This window comes from Vibrio sp. OPT20, from assembly GCF_963889365.1.
GTDB lineage: Bacteria > Pseudomonadota > Gammaproteobacteria > Enterobacterales > Vibrionaceae > Vibrio > Vibrio splendidus.
Window position 1 is genome coordinate 366,651 of the sequence record NZ_CAWPOA010000058.1, and the last position, 17,034, is coordinate 383,684.

The window sequence follows — 17,034 nt, forward strand, 5'->3', positions numbered from 1 at the left end:
CCTGTTCGACAATCTCTAGATTCTTCTTCGCATAAGCATGTTCAGGGTTGTTTTTGATAATACGTTGATACTCTTCAATCGCTTGGTCGTACTTGCCTTGCTTTGCTTGTGCATTGGCGAGGTTGTAGCGAGCATCTTCACCAGAAAGACCTTGTAGCGTCTGCTCGGCCGCTTCGAAATCACCGGCTTTGTATTGCGCGATGCCTTTCCATTCTTGCTGTTCGAACTGTTCTGCGGCTTGTTGAAAGTCCTCATTTTGATACAACTGATAACCCACTTGGTCATCGGTTTTCCAAGGGTTTGCAAACGCAGTATTCGGTTGGCTGAACGAGACAAGCACTGCTAGGCCACACCACATGACCCCTTTTCGAAATAGCCCAAGTGCAGGAAGTAACAGAAACGGTAATAACCAGAAACCGTTGTTCACTCTGGTGTTGAGCGAGTTATTGGTTTTAGTCACTTCTGATGTCGTTGCAACTCGGTCGAGGTAACTTGCGATGTGTTCAACGTCTGAGTTATCAAATTGAACTTCAGTGAACGTACCACCAGAGCGACGAGTCAGGTCGCGCATATTGCCTACGTTGGTTTTCGCAACCACGGTTTGTCCTGAGTCGGTCTGTAACATCGAACCTGTAGGTAACGAGATCGGCGCGCCACTTTCCGTACCTACAGCCAAGACTGATAACGTCCAATTACTACCAGAGAGTAGCGAGTCGATATCTTTCTTCTCTTGACCATCAATATCATCAGCAATCAGTACCAGATCGCCTTTATAGATATGAGCACGAGTCATCATCTCAATCGCAAGCTTAACTGCCGATGCTGCATTGCCGCCTTGGAAGGGCATGATATCTGGTGATAGGTTGGGTACGAGGTTCTTGATGGTGTTGATGTCAGACGTTAGCGGACTGATGGTGTAAGCATCTCCGGCGTATGCCACCATTCCCGTTAGGCCTTCTTTCCATAACGAAAGCAGATCCAGAGCCTTGTATCGCGCCTGTGTTAAACGGTTTGGTTTAATGTCAGTGGCATACATAGACATCGACATATCCATGATCACAACTCGCGCCTGTGTTTTTTCAAAGCTCGGCTGTTCATTTTTTTCAAAGCTTGGACCGGCCAATGCGATGACACCGACCAACCACCAAACACCGAAATAAGCGCTGCGGTTTTTCGAGGGTTTGTTCGATTCTGGAGCCAAATAACGGGCGATGTGTGACGCCAATAACCCTTGCTTGGATTGTATCTTGCTAAGCCACCAAATAACGGGCAGCACGGCAAGAGCCAAGAACCAATATGGGTAGATAAAAGTAAAGTTAGACATTGTTTCTCCTAATGGCTAACAGCATAAATGCGAAGAACATTGCCGCAGACAGTGGCCATACGAACCACTCTTGTTGCGGTCGCCATATCTTAGTGGCATTCGTCACGGGTTCTAACTGGTTGATGGTGTCGTAAATCGTTGCCAGCTCTTTGCTGTCTCGCGCTCGGAAGTACTGACCGCCAGTGCGTTTGGCGATTTCCATTAGTGTGCGTTCATCCAAGTCTTGAGCGGTATTGACCTTACGAGTCATGAAGAACTCTTTGACCATCATTTCACCCGCACCGACACCCACGGTGTAAATCGTCGCGTTGTACTTCTTAGCAATATCCGCGGCTTCTAGTGGATCTAATACGCCCGCAGTATTGCTGCCGTCACTGAGTAGAATCATCACACGCTGAGGGGCATCGCTGTCGACAAAGGTTTTGGTGGCAAGGCCAATACCATCACCAATCGCGGTTTGAGTACCAATCAGCTTTAACACAGCCTGATTGAGTTGTTGTGAAAGCGTGTCTCTATCTAACGTCAGTGGCGTCTGCAGATAGGCGTGATCAGCAAATAACACCAGTCCGACTCGGTCACCTTTGCGTCGCTCAATAAAGTCACTCAATACATGTTTTACCGCAGATAAACGGTCGATGTATTCACCATTAAACTGCATGTCTTCTTGGCTCATCGAGTAGGAGAGGTCGACAACCAGCATCAAATCACGGTGTTTCGGCTGAAACTCAACAGGTTCACCGTACCAAACTGGGCGTGCCATCGCAGTTACCAATAAAAGCCAGATGATGACCGACAAGGCTTTGGGTAAGCGGCTGCTCGGCGTTTTGGTATTGCTGTCCTCGGGCAAAAACGGAAGCCTAAGGGCACTGCTTGATTCTGACCTTGGCGAGAACAAGTAAACGAGCAACGGCAGTGGCGCGATGAAGAACATCCACCACCAAACGAACTCGATGTTTAACAAGTTAGTGCTTAGAAAATTACTCATAACGACCTCGCTTTGGAGGAAGGGCTTTACGAAGCCAGGTTTCGCAGTCATTAACCAATTGCTGTTGAGCCTTTTTCTGTTCGTCGCTCATTAAGGCTGTATCTTGGTAGAGCGCTTGTTGCCATTGCGATTGTTTTGCGGCGAACAACGGCTTCGCCAATTGCGCATCTAAGAACGCCAACCAATCGTCACCAGATAAGCCTGCCACTTTGTCGCGTGGAAAATAGCTCAGTGCAGCCTGACGAAGGATGTCTTGAGCTGCACTCGGAGACAAGGTATTGGAAGGCTGACTATCACGAAAGCAAGCAAGTGCTTCGTTCTTCGCGTATTGGTTCTTTTGTCTGAGTTTTACAATGAAAAACACTAAGGCGATCAGAGCAATAGCCGTAATAATCACAGCCCACCAACCCCATGCCAAAGGCCACCATGATGGTGCGCTTGGCGTAATAATCGGGCTCAGGTCGAGAGGTTGATTCATGACTGAACTCCTGATACTTGGCTCATTAACGATTGCGCACAAGACAATGAACTGTATGGGATCGCCAGAGAAAGGCTCATTTGCATCAGTTGTTGTTGCTTCTGATCAAATACGTGACTGAGCTTTTCTTTTTCCTTGCTTGATGAAAAGTTAAACCATTGCGTTTTATTGCCGTCGGTGATCTGTTTTGAACCTTTGAATGCAGTAACACCTTGCTCCAACGGGTCGTAAAAATGCACCAAGCGAACTCGATTATGTCGACGTATTTGATTGATAAGTGAGTAATTACTTTCGTTATAACGGACGAAATCACTGAGCATAATGATATCGCTGCCTTTCGGGCAAAGCTGGTGAAGAGATTTCAGCCCATGCTCTAAGGTTGTGTCGCTGTGATTGTCTGGGTTGGTCAGCGCTGCGTTATTGATTTCTATGACTTTTTGTAAAATACGTAGCGGAGCATGGTTGCTAGCACTGGGTTTAATCTCAATGATCTCTTGGCCAGTATCGATCACTGCGCCAATACGGTCTTTTTGAGCGACGGTTAACCAGCAAAGTTGGCTGGCAAAGTGCGCGAGTTGAACCGATTTAAGCAACAAGGTTGAGCCGAAAATCATACTGCTCGACAGATCTAAGAACAAAATCACAGGCTGTTCTCTTTCTTCAGAAAACAGTTTGGTGTGCGCCTTGCCTGTTCTCGCCGTGACGCGCCAATCAATGCTGCGGATATCGTCGCCTGCCTGATATTGACGAACCTCAGAGAAATTCATCCCGCGACCTTTACGATTGCTCTCGTGTTGACCGTTAAGTTGCGACCAAAGGCTCTTGGCTGGAGGCAACCAGCGAACAGACTGCGCTTTGTATTGCAGCAGTTCGTCCAGATTTAACGTGACACCGTCACTATGGTTGGGTAATTGATTATTCATGCGCGTATCCCTAGGCGCTACCAACCAACGAGATAAGGTGAGCGATCACTTGGTTTGCAGTGACCCCTTCGGCTTGTGCGTGGTAGCTGCGCAGCAGACGGTGGCGTAATACAGGGAATGCCATCGCTTGAACGTCTTGTGGCGTAACATAGTCGCGGCCAGCAAGCCAAGCGTGAGCGCGGGCACAACGGTCTAACGCAATGGTTGCACGCGGGCTGACACCCATGTCTAACCATTGATCCAGTTGGTCGCTGTATTGCTTAGGTTGGCGAGTCGCCATAACCAGTCTGATTATGTACTGCTCAATGGTGTCTGCCATGTGAATGTTGAGCACTTCTTGGCGAGCTTCGAAGATAGTTTGTTGAGAAATAGGCTCTGGTTGAACAGGTTGGTTGCCTTGAGCTTCGCCTCTGTTTAGGCGCAAGATCTCCAGCTCACTTTCCATGTCTGGATAAGCCACTTCTAAATGCAACAAGAAACGGTCTAACTGTGCTTCTGGTAGTGGGTAAGTACCTTCTTGCTCAATCGGGTTTTGCGTTGCCATCACCAAAAACAGGTCCGGTAGAGCATAGGTTTTTCGACCTGCAGTCACCTGTTTTTCCGCCATCGCTTCTAACATAGCGGCTTGTACTTTCGCCGGAGCACGGTTGATCTCATCCGCTAGAATCAGTGAGTTGAAAATCGGACCTGATTGGAAGGTGAACTCTCCCGTTTCGGGACGGAAAATATCGGTACCAGTTAGGTCGGCAGGCAATAGGTCAGGGGTAAATTGAATACGGTGAAAATCTCCCTCGACACAGTCAGCCAGTGACTTTACTGCACGGGTTTTTGCCAACCCTGGAGGCCCTTCAACAAGGATATGACCATCTGCCAGTAAGGCTATCATCAGTTGCTTAACGAGCTCTTGCTGACCAATGATTTGAGACTCTAAGTAGTTTTGAAGGATTTCGAAGTTATTTTTATGCATTTTTGGACTCTCTGGGGGCCATTTGATTCTTATTTTGAGTATTGGTCACTTATTAATAGGAAAAAGTTCCAGTACATTTGCGGAATTTATTTTTTCAAAATTGGAAAGATTTACAAGTGTTTAGCTAAAAACATCGTTAGGGTGTGATTATTACCATATCAATTGGTTTTTATATACAAAAGCTCGGGGGGAGGTCGTTGTTTGAGTTCGGTTAGATATCAGGGCTGAGAGCTAAAATCGATTCTCGACAGTACGATATTTGCTTAGTCAATTCATATCCAATCTGAATGGTTTTGATTGTTACATCATATTTGCAGTTTTTTTGAGAGAAAAGTCTCTAGTTTTACTGGTTTTGGCCGATACATCACTCAGATTGTGCATTGCTTGTTGGAGTGCACTAAAAAAGTCCTGTTCAGGGTATACCAATAACGAGCGATTCTTTTAAAGGTCCAAATATGTTTAAAACTAACTCTCTGAGTATCAAACAAAAAGTTGTACTTGGAATTACCTTTGCGGTTCTTGCATCGACAGTGATTGTCGGCGCGATGGCACAACAGCAAGCAAGAGATGTATTGAGCCATCGATTGGTTGATATTGAGCTTCCCGGTATGTTGGAGCGAATCAATGGTGAAATTGACCGTGAAGTCTCTCAGTTATTGTTAGCTGCGGAGCAAATTGCTTCGAATGAATTCATTTCTGATGCTATCGAATCGACCGATCGCGATCCGGCATTAGAAAACAAGCTGGTGAAACAACTGAACAATGTTCGTAACCAGTATCAGTTGAACGATGCCTCGGTAGCGAACCGTCAAACAGCTTACTACTGGAACCAAGATGGTTTCTTACGCCAGCTAAACCAACAACAAGACGGTTGGTTCTTTGGCTTTACGCAATCTGGACAGCCGACCATGGTGAGCATGTTCCAAGAAGCGAATGGCGAAGTGAAGATGTTTGCTAACTATCAGCAGCCTTCTGGTTTGGCGATGTCTGGTCTATCAAAATCGATGGATGACATGGTTAACCTACTCAATGGCTTTAAGATTGAAAATACAGGCTTCGTATTCTTAACCGATAGCCAAGGTGATGTTCAAATTCACCGTGAGCGTTCTCGTAGCGATTCTTCACTTCAACAACTCTACGGTCCTCAAGCAAGTCAACTACTGAACAAATCGGGCTTTAACCTTATTACCACTGAAAGCCAAGGCCAAGAGTTGTTTGTGGCGAGCTTGTACGTGTCGTCGATGGACTGGTTTGTTATTGGTGTCGTACCAACAGGCGAAGTATTTGCTGAGCTAGACGCGACTGCGCAAAAGATGCTGATCATGACTGCTATCGTGGCTTTAGTCTTTATCCTAATGGGCGTAGTTCTGGCGAACAGCATTACTCAACCGATTAAACTTCTGGCTAAGCGTTTCGGTGACCTTGGCGAAGGTGATGGCGACCTAGCGCAGCGTATCGAAGTGAAAGGCAACGATGAAATTGCACAGCTTTCAAAGGGCTTTAATGGATTCATTGAAAAGATTCACGAGTCTATGAAAGAAGTATGTTCGACAAGCCAAGCGCTTCAAGTGGCGGCAGAGAGTGTTTCTAACAAAGCACACATCACCCACGATAATAGCCAAGAGCAACGTGATCAAACCCTTCAAGTAGTTGCTGCCATTAACCAAATGGGCATGACCATCAGTGAGATTGCATCAAACGCGGCAACAGCAGCAGAAACAGCCACTCAAGCTTCGGGCAATACTGAAGTGGGCCGTTCTGTGGTAAACAAAGCAAAAGACGCGATCAGTCGTTTAGCTCAAGATATCGAAAGCACGGGTCAAGTGGTTGAACAACTTGCTTCAACAACACAAGATATCGGCTCCATTCTGGGTGTTATTCGTGATATTTCAGAGCAAACCAATTTACTTGCATTGAACGCAGCGATTGAAGCAGCGCGTGCCGGTGAGCAAGGCCGTGGCTTTGCCGTGGTAGCAGATGAAGTACGAAATCTAGCAAGTCGCACGGCAGACTCGACGGAAGAGATTCAGAAGATGATCAACCAACTGCAAAGCGATGCTAAAGATGCAGTAGCAGCAATGAGTACAGGTAAAGTCATTACCCTTGAAGGTGTAGCTGCATCGGATGAAGCTGTAGATGTACTGGGTGGCATTTCGGACCGCATCGTAGACATCACCGATCGTAACACGCAAGTCGCAACGGCAACGGAAGAGCAATCAACCGTAGTTCATACCATCAACCAGAACATTGAAGAGATTAACGCAATCAATGAAGTGACAACGGGTACCGCTGAGCAGCTTGCTGAAGCGAGCCAAGAGCTTCGCGACCTGTCTTCTCGCCTAGATAAGATGGTTGGTTCATTTAAGCTGTAATGCTGCTTGAGCTAGTGACGTTGACAGAGAGCTGGGTTCATTTAACTATGAATCCAGCTCTTTTTATTTAGGGGGTTGTTTTCTTCTAACTGGCCTTAGCTTGATCTGGTTTCGGGCTTTGCACTTAATCGCTCTAGCATCACAGAGCGTAAATGAGTAAAATCTGATTAGGTTTAATATTTAGGTAAGTATCATGAGCGATTTTGAAAAAGCACTAGAGCAGATGACTCAAGAGATGGGCGATGAGCCAGAAGTAAAACTGCCATCAATTGAAGAGCAAAAAGCGATCGTTGCTGAATTTAAGCGACTAGAAGCGGAAGGCAAACTAACACCAGAAGTGTTAGAAAAGCATTTTGGCCAGTTCAACAAAACAAGTGATACGCCAATCCACTAAGTTTCTGCAGGGCCAACCTATATCGTTTAGGTAGGGTGGCTTTTAGCTCAAACAGATAAAGGTCTAGCATCCGCTAGGCCTTTTTTATTGCCGCGCGAAAAGCTAACTGAGCGGTGCGCAAAATTAAACAATCAAAGCGAAAGTAGCTGGCGTCTTTAAACAAAAAAATCCCTCTTACTTGGTAAGAGGGATTCGATATGGGCAAGTTATATCTTAAAAAGGCGAACCGATTAGTCGGTGCCGTACTCTTTGTACAAGCGACGACATGCGCGACCATCGCTATGGAACAAGTGACAACGGTGCGCAGGAATACCAATCGCTAGTTTGTCACCAGACTCAATCGTCAACGTGTCTGGTTGGCGATAAATAACGTCAGCATCAGCACTTTCGAGGTTTAGGTACACTTGTGTTTCGTTACCTAGTTTCTCTACCATCATCACTTCAGCTTCAATCGTCGCATCACCTGTTTCAGCAGACAACAAGTGTTCAGGACGAACACCTAGAGACATACGGTCACCAGCATTGACAGTCGTACCATCAACTGGGATCCAGAAAGTCATACCGTTAGAAAGTTGAACTTGTACGCGTTCTGCTTCAGCTTGCTCGATGTGAACCGACATAAAGTTCATCTTCGGCGAGCCAATAAAGCCTGCCACGAAACGGTTTTTAGGGTAGTGGTAAAGATCAAGAGGTTTACCCACTTGAGAAACATAACCGCCATCAAGAACAACAATCTTATCGGCCATTGTCATCGCTTCCACTTGGTCGTGGGTAACGTAGATCATGGTGCAACCAAGTTGACGTTGTAGTTTAGTGATTTGCGAACGCATTTGAACACGCAGCGCAGCATCTAGGTTAGATAGAGGCTCATCAAGTAAGAATACGTTTGGCTGAGAAACCAGAGTACGACCGATAGCAACACGTTGACGTTGACCACCAGATAGGGCTTTAGGCTGACGCTCAAGAAGGTGACCAAGCTGAAGGATTTCTGCAGCATGTTCAACACGCTTATCAATTTCAGCTTTGTTAGCGTTCGCTAGTTTCAGGCCGAAAGACATGTTGTCGTAAAGGTTAAGGTGAGGGTAAAGCGCGTAAGATTGGAATACCATACCTACGCCACGCTTTGAAGGCTCAACGTCATTCATGCGTTGGTCGCCAATGTACAAATCACCAGACGTAATGTCCTCTAGACCTGCGATACAGCGTAATAGCGTCGATTTACCACAACCTGATGGTCCTACGAATACTACGAACTCACCTTCGTTGATGTCTAAGGTTACGTCCTTAGAAATCTGTACATCACCATATGATTTATAAACGTTTTTTAACGTGACACTCGCCATCTAGCTAGTCCTCGATCGATCAAATTTTAAGTTTTACTGCTTATCATTATAAGAAATTTTTGGGTCAGCAGTAACTGTAGGAATTGGTAAGTATTGAATGAGTAAGAAAAAAAGTGGGTGAGACTTGGATTCTTTAACCAAGCCCACCCGTCATAGCCAAACTGGTGCCTATTTCCCCCACATCCAGCTAAATCTCCCCCGTGATTCAATCACAGATTTAGCTCGATGCTTAATAAAGACAACAGCGGGCAGTGAAGCCAACTAAATGAACAGTGCGGTTACACACGACATTCGCTGGTAAAGGGTTCTTACTATCCACTCTTGGATGGATGCAGTTTCGGTGAATTGGCGCAATGGTACATCCTCCCAATGAAAATTTAACGAGGGGGAGTAGTAGGGGAGGAGTAGATAAATGGGGTTATTAATAATTGGCGATCCAGTTCAAATAAATCCACCCCATAACGGTGATGTTGATCACGAGGAGTATGGATTTTGTGATTTCAGTCTCTAATCTGACCGGATGGCGATCACGAAATTAAGCCATAATAGCTAGGGCGTAGTGGCTAGGATGATGAGCTAGAGTCTATTTTCTCAGATCATAAGCCCTGAAAACTGGCTCGTCTTGGTAGATGTGCCCTACGTATAAATATAAAAAAGGATATTCACATGAAAAACGCTCTAAGCGCTGTAGCTCTAGGAACATTAGTTGCTCTGGGTTCTTTTGGTGCAAATGCTGCTATCGAAGAAGGACAACTAACTATCTGGGTAGGTGGTGACAAAGCTTATGAAGGCATGGCTGAAGTAGGTAAACGCTTCGAAGAAGACACTGGTGTTAAAGTAACAGTGGCTTTCCCTGACAAACTAGAAGAGAAGTTCTCTCAAGTTGCAGCGGCTGGCGATGGCCCAGACATGATCTTCTACGCACACGACCGTTTTGGCGGCTATGCAGAAGCGGGGCTTCTTGTTGATATCAAACCTTCTAAAGAAATTAAAGAAGGTATCGTAGACTTCGCATGGGACGCTGTTTCATACGAAGGTAAAACAATCGCTTACCCAGTAGCGGTTGAGTCAGTTTCTCTAATTTATAACAAAGCGCTTGTTCCTAACCCACCTAAGTCTTGGGAAGAAATTCCAGCACTTGATGCTGAACTTAAAAAAGATGGCAAAAAAGCGATCATGTGGCCTCTACGTGGTGGCGCTTACTTCACATGGCCTCTACTTGCAGCTGACGGCGGTTACGCATTCAAACAGACTGCAGAAGGTTACGACATTAAAGATGCGGGCGTAGCGACTGAAGGTGTTCAGAAGTCTCTAGGTTTCATCGAGAAGATGGTACAAGACAAAGTTATCTCTGCAGACATGGATTACTCAGTTGCTGAGTCTGAATTCGTTGCAGGTAACGTTGCAATGACAATCAACGGCCCTTGGGGTTGGGAAAACATCAAGAAAGCTGGCGTAGATTACGGCGTAGCAACTTTACCTAAGTTCAACGGTAAAGCGTCTAAGCCTTTCGTTGGTGTATGGGCGGGTGGTATCAGCACTGCTTCTCCAAACCGCGACCTAGCTGTTGAGTTCATGGAAAACTACCTACTAACTGATGAAGGTATGAAGAGCCTGAATGACGACAAGCCACTAGGCGCTGTTGCTCTTAACTCTTTCCAACGTCAACTAGACAGCGACACGCGTATTGCAGCAACAATGGACAACGCGATGAATGGCGAAATCATGCCTAACATCCCTCAGTTCACAACGTTCTGGTACAGCATGGAAGAAGCGATCGGTAACGTAGTTGACGGTCGTCAAACAGTAGACCAAGCACTAAAAGCTGCTGAAGGTCGTATGACTAAGTAACAACCAAGCACTACCTTTTAAGGAGAGGGTAACCTCTCCTTACTTTTCTATTTTTTATCTATATCGCTAGCAGGTTCCTCTATGCAGTCAGTTCAAGGTACAGATGCTATCCCAGCACCATCAAGCCTTCTAGGCAGTAAAAGCGTCTTCATCAAATGGGGGTTGCTTGGTAGTGTTGGCTTAATTAACGGCTACGCTACAATTCTAATGTATTCACGCGGTGAGCTCGCTTTTGCGCTGCTTACTGTGATTTTAACGGCTTTGGCACTTTACATTTTTGGCAGTAAGAAAACTTACGCCCACCGTTATATTTATCCGGGTATTGCCGGAATGATCTTGTTCATTCTTTTCCCATTGGCTTATACCGTCGGGCTTGCGTTCACTAACTACAGCGCAAAAAACCAACTGTCTTTAGAGCGTACTCAAACCGTTCTTTTAGATCGCTCATTCCAAAGCGGTGAAAGCTACCCATTTACTTTGTACAAGACTGATGACGGTCACCAGATCGTTGTTAAAGATGGCGACCAGCTGTTAGCAACAGACGTATTTTCTTTTGAAGATATGAGTGCAACAGAGATGGACCTATCTGCAATTGAGTCTGCACAAGGTGAGAAAGAGAAGATCAAAGCGATCATCCAAAACCGTTCAGCGATTAATGCGGTTGATTTCCATCTGCCTAACGGTGACGACATCCGCATGAGTGGCTTACGTAAGTTTGCTTCTGTTGCTCCGCTTTACACGCTACAAGACGATGAACAAACGTTAATCAACAATGAAACGGGTGAAGTTCTCAAGCCAAACATGGAAGAGGGTTTCTATCAACCTGTTGATGCCAATGGTGAGTTTACTGGTAACACAATCTCCCCGGGCTTTGTGGTTAATATTGGTACACATAACTTTGAACGTGTTTGGAAAGATGATGGTATTAAAGAACCATTCATCAGCATCTTTATTTGGACGGTGATCTTCTCGGTATGTACCGTAGCGTTCACACTTGTTATTGGGCTTGTACTTGCGAATATCGTGCAATGGGAAGAGCTAAAAGGTCGTTCAATCTATCGTGTTCTACTGATTCTGCCTTACGCAGTACCGGCATTCATCTCGATTCTTATCTTTAAAGGTCTATTCAACCAGAGCTTTGGTGAGATCAACATGGTGCTTGAGAATATCTTCGGCTTAAGCCCGAACTGGTTCTCTGACCCAATTCTTGCGAAAACCATGGTGTTGATGGTTAACACGTGGCTAGGTTTCCCTTACATGATGATTCTATGTATGGGTCTACTAAAAGCGATTCCTGATGATTTGTACGAAGCGTCAGCGATTGATGGTGCGAACTTCCTTGATAACTTCAAGCGTATTACATTCCCATTGATGATTAAGCCGCTTACACCGCTATTGATTGCAGCGTTTGCCTTTAACTTCAATAACTTTGTAATGATTCAACTATTGACAAACGGTGGCCCGAACATGATTGGCACCTCAGAGCCAGCGGGTTACACAGACTTGCTTGTAAGCTACACCTACCGAATTGCATTCGAAGGCGGCGGCGGTCAAGACTTTGGTCTAGCAAGTGCAATCGCAACGCTTATTTTCCTATTGGTTGGTGGACTTGCGTTACTAAACCTTCGTTTCACTAAACTGTCTCAAGATTAAGGAGCACGACAATGGCTATGGTACAAGGTAAAGGCCTTAAATACCGAGTGTGGGCAACGCATGCAGTGTTGTGGTGCTTCTTGGCAATGATTATCTTCCCACTACTGATGATCATCGCTATCTCGTTCCGTGAAGGTAACTTCGCAACCGGTAGTTTGATTCCCGATAACCCATCACTGGAGCACTGGAAACTGGCTCTTGGTATGTCGGTAACGAATGCTGACGGCTCGGTGACACCACCTCCATTCCCAGTACTAACGTGGTTATGGAACTCAATTAAAGTCGCGGGTGTGACGTCGCTTCTTATTGTGGCATTGTCTACAACATCGGCTTACGCATTTGCTCGTATGCGCTTCAAAGGTAAAGAAACTATCCTGAAAGCGATGATGATTTTCCAAATGTTCCCAGCAGTACTGGCTCTAGTCGCTATTTACGCGCTGTTCGACAAGCTTGGTCAATACATCCCGTTCTTAGGCTTGAACACGCACGGTGGTCTAATCTTCTCGTACTTAGGCGGTATCGCACTGCACGTTTGGACGATTAAAGGTTACTTTGAAACGATTGATAACTCGTTGGAAGAGGCTGCAGCACTGGATGGTGCAACGCCTTGGCAAGCATTCAGATTGGTTTTATTACCGCTGTCTGTACCAATTCTAGCGGTTGTGTTTATTCTTTCGTTCATCGCAACAGTAGGTGAAGTGCCTGTAGCATCTATCCTTCTAACCGATGTGAACTCTTACACGCTAGCGGTAGGTATGCAGCAATACCTATATCCTCAGAACTACCTATGGGGTGACTTTGCGGCAGCGGCTGTACTTTCAGCACTTCCGATTACTATCGTGTTCTTACTTGCTCAACGTTGGTTAGTTGGCGGTTTGACGGCAGGTGGTGTAAAAGGATAAGCTGTACCCTATAAGAAAGACAAAGAGCGACCTTCTAGGTCGCTCTGTATTGGCATTTTTATTACATCATTTGGTTTGGCCGCCGATCAGTAATAAAAATAACCCTCAGGTTACGCATAGCTGGCTACTAATCAGGTTCCTTACGCTATTAATGATTAGTGGTTTTTGTAACTCTAACCCAGGTATTTACTTGGGTTTTTTTATGCCTGCTACTTTTTGCTTTCTACTTTGTCCGGATGTTCGTTTTACCTGTCAGTTTTTGTGCTCATAGCTGCTTTAGCCATTAAAGTTTCGAGTCACTTCTCTCCCGAATCTCTCCTGCCTCATTCCTCTTACAGGATGGCATGAACGAGTCTCACAAATCAGACACTCAGTATAAGGGGCAGTTGCTCTATTGATATATTGCTAATATTTCAATGCGTGATACTTCAATGATTTGTATGCAACGATTAGCCTGATTGCACAGAAAGTGTCTATAACGGCAGGCTACTGTTGATGCATTGTGAATGGCTATCACTTGTAGTTATTGGTTTGCTTGGAAGTATCTTTCGATTCAAAGATAAGGGGGAATCGGGTGTTGAGGTTAGAATTCTCTACTAGAAGGAGCACAGCCAAGATGCTGCAACAGCACATAGATGCTTTCTTGGTCGAGTGCCACACGACGAAATAGATCCGCAAACGTCTGGTCACCACCAAAACAAGTTTGGATGTAGTGGTTAATTTCGTTGCTGTCGTAGCCTTCGACGTACAAAGTTCTAACCCATTGGTACTCAACCGCCTTTAAATTGTTCAGTGTAGATTCGCTAAGAGTGGGACGTGTGACGCTCAAGAGTGGCTCCAGGAAATTCAAATACATCCATTATGATTGGCGGTATTTAAACAGAGCAAAATGACGACTTTATTACAGTCAAAATAAATCCGCGAACAAGTGCCGATTCATTTCAACCTTTGGCTGGGCATCACGCTCTAATAGATCGTATTAGATCTACTGAGGCTTTGCATGTAAAGAGCGAGGGTATTAGATCAACCAATGCCAAGCAGGTGCTTGGCATTGTAATATGGTTTTGTAGCGTAGCGTGGTTGGTAAAGTTTACTTAAGGTACTTAACGTGTGCTTCCATCTCTTCACCGATCTGTTTTCGCATGTTCATTAGGCGAATAGCCGAATCTCTTAATTCGATGTCTTCTGGTGTTTCTGGCACCCACTCCGGCACCTTAGTCGGGTTACCATTTTCATCAACAGCGACCATAATAACGATACAGTGAGTCGTTAGGCGGTTGTTGAGTTCTTTAGGGTCGCTGGCTTGAACGTCGATAGCGATGTGCATAGAAGATGAACCGGTATAGATAACCTTCGCACTTACCTCTACAAGGTTGCCAACATGGATCGGAGCTACGAATCGAATCCCCCCTGCGTAAGCGGTAATACAATATTTACCACTCCACCCAGCAGAACAAGCGTAGGCTGCTAAATCGATCCACTTCATTGCTGCACCACCATGAACTTTACCACCAAAGTTCACATCCCCAGGTTCAGCTAAAAAACGCAGAGTAACGTCTCGTTTACCATCTGGTCGGTTATTGTTACTGCTCATCTATCTTCCTTCATTATTATTGTGCTGTATAACATGCTTGTTACTTGCTAATAACAATATACTTAAGATGACATAAATTAAAGCGGTGTTTCTCACGATTAAGACTATTTTTTCAAACAGGTGACGAACGGATGAATATTGATGTTTAAAGGCGTTAGAGGCGAGTGGCAAACGCGGATGAAGCAAGATTGAGCAGGTGCCTAACCATATTGAGTAAGAACCAATAAATGTTGAGCTGACAGCTAGAAAGGTCGATTGCAAAAAAAAACACCTAGCGTAATGCTAGGTGTTTCTAAGCCGTTTGGTACTCATTGCGGTACCTTATTTTGTTTTAGCCAACTAACCGCTGTTTATCTGGTTTAGTTAAATTATTTTAGTCTTTTTACCACTAAAGTGGTAGTTAAAACTATTTGTTATTCAGCTCATTTTTACTCTTGGATAAAGTATAGATCCTTCGCGTAGATATTTCCTTTCGGATTATTGTTAGGGAAGCCTTTGAGAGTATTTCGCACTAATCGGGTGTGATTGTAATGATATAAAGGCATAACTGCTGCAGATTCGTTAAGTAGCGATTCAGCCTGCTGGTATAAAGTAAAGCGTTTAGACTGATCTTCCGTTTTACTTGCTTTCTGTAAGAGCTCATCGTAATTGGGATTGCAGTAGCCACTTTCGTTTGCCGTGTGACCACAAGTGAACGCCTCTAACAGTGCCGAAGGCTCTGGATAGTCACCAAATGCCCATGAGCGAGCTAGCTGATAGTCGCCACTCCCTTTCGCTGCAACATAGGCTTTCCATTCCATGTTCTCTAACTCGACTTTTACGCCAAGTGGCTTCCACATCGAGGCAATCGCTATAGCTATCTTTTTGTGATTCTCACTGGTGTTATAAGTCAGTGTGAATTTGAGTGGGTTGCTCTCGTTGTATCCAGCGTCAGCAAGTAGTGTTTTGGCTTTGGTTAAACGCTGCGTGCTGTCTAAAGAATTGAATTTGGATAAAGGCGCTGTGTAGTCAGGAATATTATTCGGCGTCACGCTGTATGCTTCTGGCTCACCTTGACCTGTCACTTTCTCGACCAGAATCTCCCGATTGACGGCCATGCTCAGTGCTTGGCGTACTCTTACTTCATCAAACGGTGCATGACGTGTATTGAATGAATAGACGTAAGAACCCAATAGAGCTTGCGCTTTGATCTGTTCAGGACTTTCTTGGATTAATTTCTGGTAGTACTCAAGCTGAACGCGATTGGTCATATCAATTTCACCCGCTTGATAACGGATAAGCTCAGCATTTTGAGATGATAAGCCCAAATAGGTCACCTTGTTGATGACTGTCGATGTGTTATCCCAATAATTTGGGTTTCTCACGACTTCAACGTATTCGTTGGGTACCCATTTACTCAAAGTGTAAGCACCGTTGGTCGCGATATTTTCTGCGCGAGTCCATTGGTCGCCTTTCTTCTTCACCAATTCAGCGGGTAGAGGGAAGAAGGTTTTGATGCTCATTAAACTCATAAAGTAGGGCGTAGGTTTTGAAAGTGAAATTTCAACCGTGCGCTCATCTAATGCTTTGATGCCAAGCTCAGAGGGATTTTTGTCTCCTGATAGAATCTCGCTAGCGTTCACGATGTTAGCCGTCGAAAAAACAAAACCCGTGTTGTTACCTGTTTTCGGAGACACTGCGCGCTGCCAACCAAAGACAAAATCAGACGCTGTGACTGGATCGCCATTCGATCATTTGAGGTTCTCTTTCAATACAAACGTCACGGTTTTGCCGTCTTTGCTGATAGACCACTCTTTGGCTTGCCCTGGGATGATTTGCCCATCACTGTCCTCAATCACAAAGCCTTCAAACATATCATTGACGATAATGTCACCGGGCATACCTGAATTTACGAAGCTTGGGTCTAGTGTGTTGGGCTCTGCGCCATTACCACGTACAAAATGTTGTTCCTCAGCTAATAGTTCTTCAGCTAATGGCACATCAGCAGGAACAGTGGCAGAAAAACTTGAAGCAGATGACAAAGCAAGCAGGGACGAGATGATCACAGGGAGCGTTGGTTGAGTCATTGTAATTCCTTTTACAACTTAAACAGTACTTAATACATTAAACCTGAGTCGGTAACATGTTGCAACCACAATGAACGCGTATTAAAGCATTTGAAAGGCTTGTGAATAAAACAACAGTGCCTACTTCGGAAGTAGGCACTGTAAGAAAAGTGAGTTTGAATATTTACCCTAATGTGAGCGTT

General features: G+C 45.1%; 13 protein-coding genes and 1 pseudogene. 5 read left to right on the plus strand and 9 right to left on the minus strand.

Features of this window, described 5'->3' with window-relative positions; all coding sequences use genetic code 11:
- The 5 genes from AACR09_RS13710 to AACR09_RS13730 all read right to left on the minus strand — a co-directional run.
- The coding region (locus AACR09_RS13710; RefSeq protein ID WP_193835185.1) for a vWA domain-containing protein at positions 1-1,324 on the minus strand (1,324 nt) is incomplete at its 3' end.
- A complete protein-coding gene (locus AACR09_RS13715; protein WP_416222634.1) occupies positions 1,317-2,309 on the minus strand; it encodes a vWA domain-containing protein in 993 nt (330 codons plus the stop codon). The genes AACR09_RS13715 and AACR09_RS13710, both read right to left, overlap by 8 nt.
- Positions 2,302-2,787: a DUF4381 domain-containing protein gene (locus AACR09_RS13720; protein WP_193835187.1), complete on the minus strand. Its 486-nt coding sequence runs from the start codon at positions 2,785-2,787 to the stop codon at positions 2,302-2,304. Before AACR09_RS13720 ends, AACR09_RS13715 begins: the two co-directional genes overlap by 8 nt.
- Entirely contained in the window at positions 2,784-3,710 is a 927-nt protein-coding gene (locus AACR09_RS13725) for a DUF58 domain-containing protein (protein WP_193835188.1), read from the minus strand. Before AACR09_RS13725 ends, AACR09_RS13720 begins: the two co-directional genes overlap by 4 nt.
- A gap of 10 nt (positions 3,711-3,720) precedes the next feature.
- Positions 3,721-4,677 carry an AAA family ATPase gene (locus AACR09_RS13730; protein WP_017084836.1) on the minus strand — a complete coding sequence of 319 codons (957 nt, stop codon included), beginning with the start codon at positions 4,675-4,677 and terminating at the stop codon, positions 3,721-3,723.
- A gap of 455 nt (positions 4,678-5,132) precedes the next feature.
- Here AACR09_RS13730 and AACR09_RS13735 point away from each other — a divergent pair, with 455 nt between their 5' ends.
- Both AACR09_RS13735 and AACR09_RS13740 read left to right on the plus strand, forming a co-directional pair.
- Entirely contained in the window at positions 5,133-7,049 is a 1,917-nt protein-coding gene (locus tag AACR09_RS13735) for a methyl-accepting chemotaxis protein (protein WP_193835189.1), read from the plus strand.
- A gap of 193 nt (positions 7,050-7,242) precedes the next feature.
- Positions 7,243-7,443, plus strand: coding sequence for a restriction endonuclease subunit S (locus tag AACR09_RS13740; protein ID WP_193835190.1), 201 nt, complete (start codon positions 7,243-7,245; stop codon positions 7,441-7,443).
- A 230-nt stretch (positions 7,444-7,673) separates the two neighbouring features.
- Here the strand turns inward: AACR09_RS13740 and malK are convergent, their stop codons facing one another.
- Positions 7,674-8,786 carry a maltose/maltodextrin ABC transporter ATP-binding protein MalK gene (malK, locus tag AACR09_RS13745; RefSeq protein WP_004732014.1) on the minus strand — a complete coding sequence of 371 codons (1,113 nt, stop codon included), beginning with the start codon at positions 8,784-8,786 and terminating at the stop codon, positions 7,674-7,676.
- Positions 8,787-9,452: 666 nt separating this feature from the next.
- On the opposite strand from malK, the gene malE reads away from it, so the two are divergent.
- The 3 genes from malE to malG all read left to right on the plus strand — a co-directional run bounded on the left by malE (position 9,453) and on the right by malG (position 13,192).
- Positions 9,453-10,637 (plus strand): maltose/maltodextrin ABC transporter substrate-binding protein MalE, encoded by a 1,185-nt coding sequence (malE, locus tag AACR09_RS13750; protein ID WP_017081398.1) that lies wholly within the window; start codon positions 9,453-9,455, stop codon positions 10,635-10,637.
- A gap of 81 nt (positions 10,638-10,718) precedes the next feature.
- On the plus strand, positions 10,719-12,290 hold the full coding sequence (gene malF, locus AACR09_RS13755) for a maltose ABC transporter permease MalF (protein WP_017079792.1): 1,572 nt from the start codon (positions 10,719-10,721) through the stop codon (positions 12,288-12,290).
- 11 nt (positions 12,291-12,301) lie between these two features.
- Positions 12,302-13,192, plus strand: coding sequence for a maltose ABC transporter permease MalG (gene malG / locus AACR09_RS13760; protein WP_017081399.1), 891 nt, complete (start codon positions 12,302-12,304; stop codon positions 13,190-13,192).
- A 583-nt stretch (positions 13,193-13,775) separates the two neighbouring features.
- Here malG and AACR09_RS13765 read toward each other — a convergent pair.
- The 3 genes and pseudogenes from AACR09_RS13765 to AACR09_RS13775 form a co-directional block, all read right to left on the minus strand.
- Positions 13,776-14,048 carry a hypothetical protein gene (locus tag AACR09_RS13765; protein ID WP_017079795.1) on the minus strand — a complete coding sequence of 91 codons (273 nt, stop codon included), beginning with the start codon at positions 14,046-14,048 and terminating at the stop codon, positions 13,776-13,778.
- Between the two features lie 234 nt (positions 14,049-14,282).
- Positions 14,283-14,786: an acyl-CoA thioesterase gene (locus AACR09_RS13770; protein ID WP_004732005.1), complete on the minus strand. Its 504-nt coding sequence runs from the start codon at positions 14,784-14,786 to the stop codon at positions 14,283-14,285.
- Between the two features lie 428 nt (positions 14,787-15,214).
- Positions 15,215-16,852, minus strand: a pseudogene (locus AACR09_RS13775) (peptide ABC transporter substrate-binding protein).
- Positions 16,853-17,034 lie beyond the last annotated feature (182 nt).

What these genes read in the sequence shown, in the direction of transcription:
- AACR09_RS13715 (WP_416222634.1), bottom strand. Translation starts at nt 2,309, where the DNA reads ATGAGTAATTTTCTAAGCACTAACTTGTTAAACATCGAGTTCGTTTGG.
- AACR09_RS13720 (WP_193835187.1), bottom strand. Translation starts at nt 2,787, where the DNA reads ATGAATCAACCTCTCGACCTGAGCCCGATTATTACGCCAAGCGCACCA.
- AACR09_RS13725 (WP_193835188.1), bottom strand. Translation starts at nt 3,710, where the DNA reads ATGAATAATCAATTACCCAACCATAGTGACGGTGTCACGTTAAATCTG.
- AACR09_RS13730 (WP_017084836.1), bottom strand. Translation starts at nt 4,677, where the DNA reads ATGCATAAAAATAACTTCGAAATCCTTCAAAACTACTTAGAGTCTCAA.
- AACR09_RS13735 (WP_193835189.1), top strand. Translation starts at nt 5,133, where the DNA reads ATGTTTAAAACTAACTCTCTGAGTATCAAACAAAAAGTTGTACTTGGA.
- AACR09_RS13740 (WP_193835190.1), top strand. Translation starts at nt 7,243, where the DNA reads ATGAGCGATTTTGAAAAAGCACTAGAGCAGATGACTCAAGAGATGGGC.
- malK (WP_004732014.1), bottom strand. Translation starts at nt 8,786, where the DNA reads ATGGCGAGTGTCACGTTAAAAAACGTTTATAAATCATATGGTGATGTA.
- malE (WP_017081398.1), top strand. Translation starts at nt 9,453, where the DNA reads ATGAAAAACGCTCTAAGCGCTGTAGCTCTAGGAACATTAGTTGCTCTG.
- malF (WP_017079792.1), top strand. Translation starts at nt 10,719, where the DNA reads ATGCAGTCAGTTCAAGGTACAGATGCTATCCCAGCACCATCAAGCCTT.
- malG (WP_017081399.1), top strand. Translation starts at nt 12,302, where the DNA reads ATGGCTATGGTACAAGGTAAAGGCCTTAAATACCGAGTGTGGGCAACG.
- AACR09_RS13765 (WP_017079795.1), bottom strand. Translation starts at nt 14,048, where the DNA reads ATGTATTTGAATTTCCTGGAGCCACTCTTGAGCGTCACACGTCCCACT.
- AACR09_RS13770 (WP_004732005.1), bottom strand. Translation starts at nt 14,786, where the DNA reads ATGAGCAGTAACAATAACCGACCAGATGGTAAACGAGACGTTACTCTG.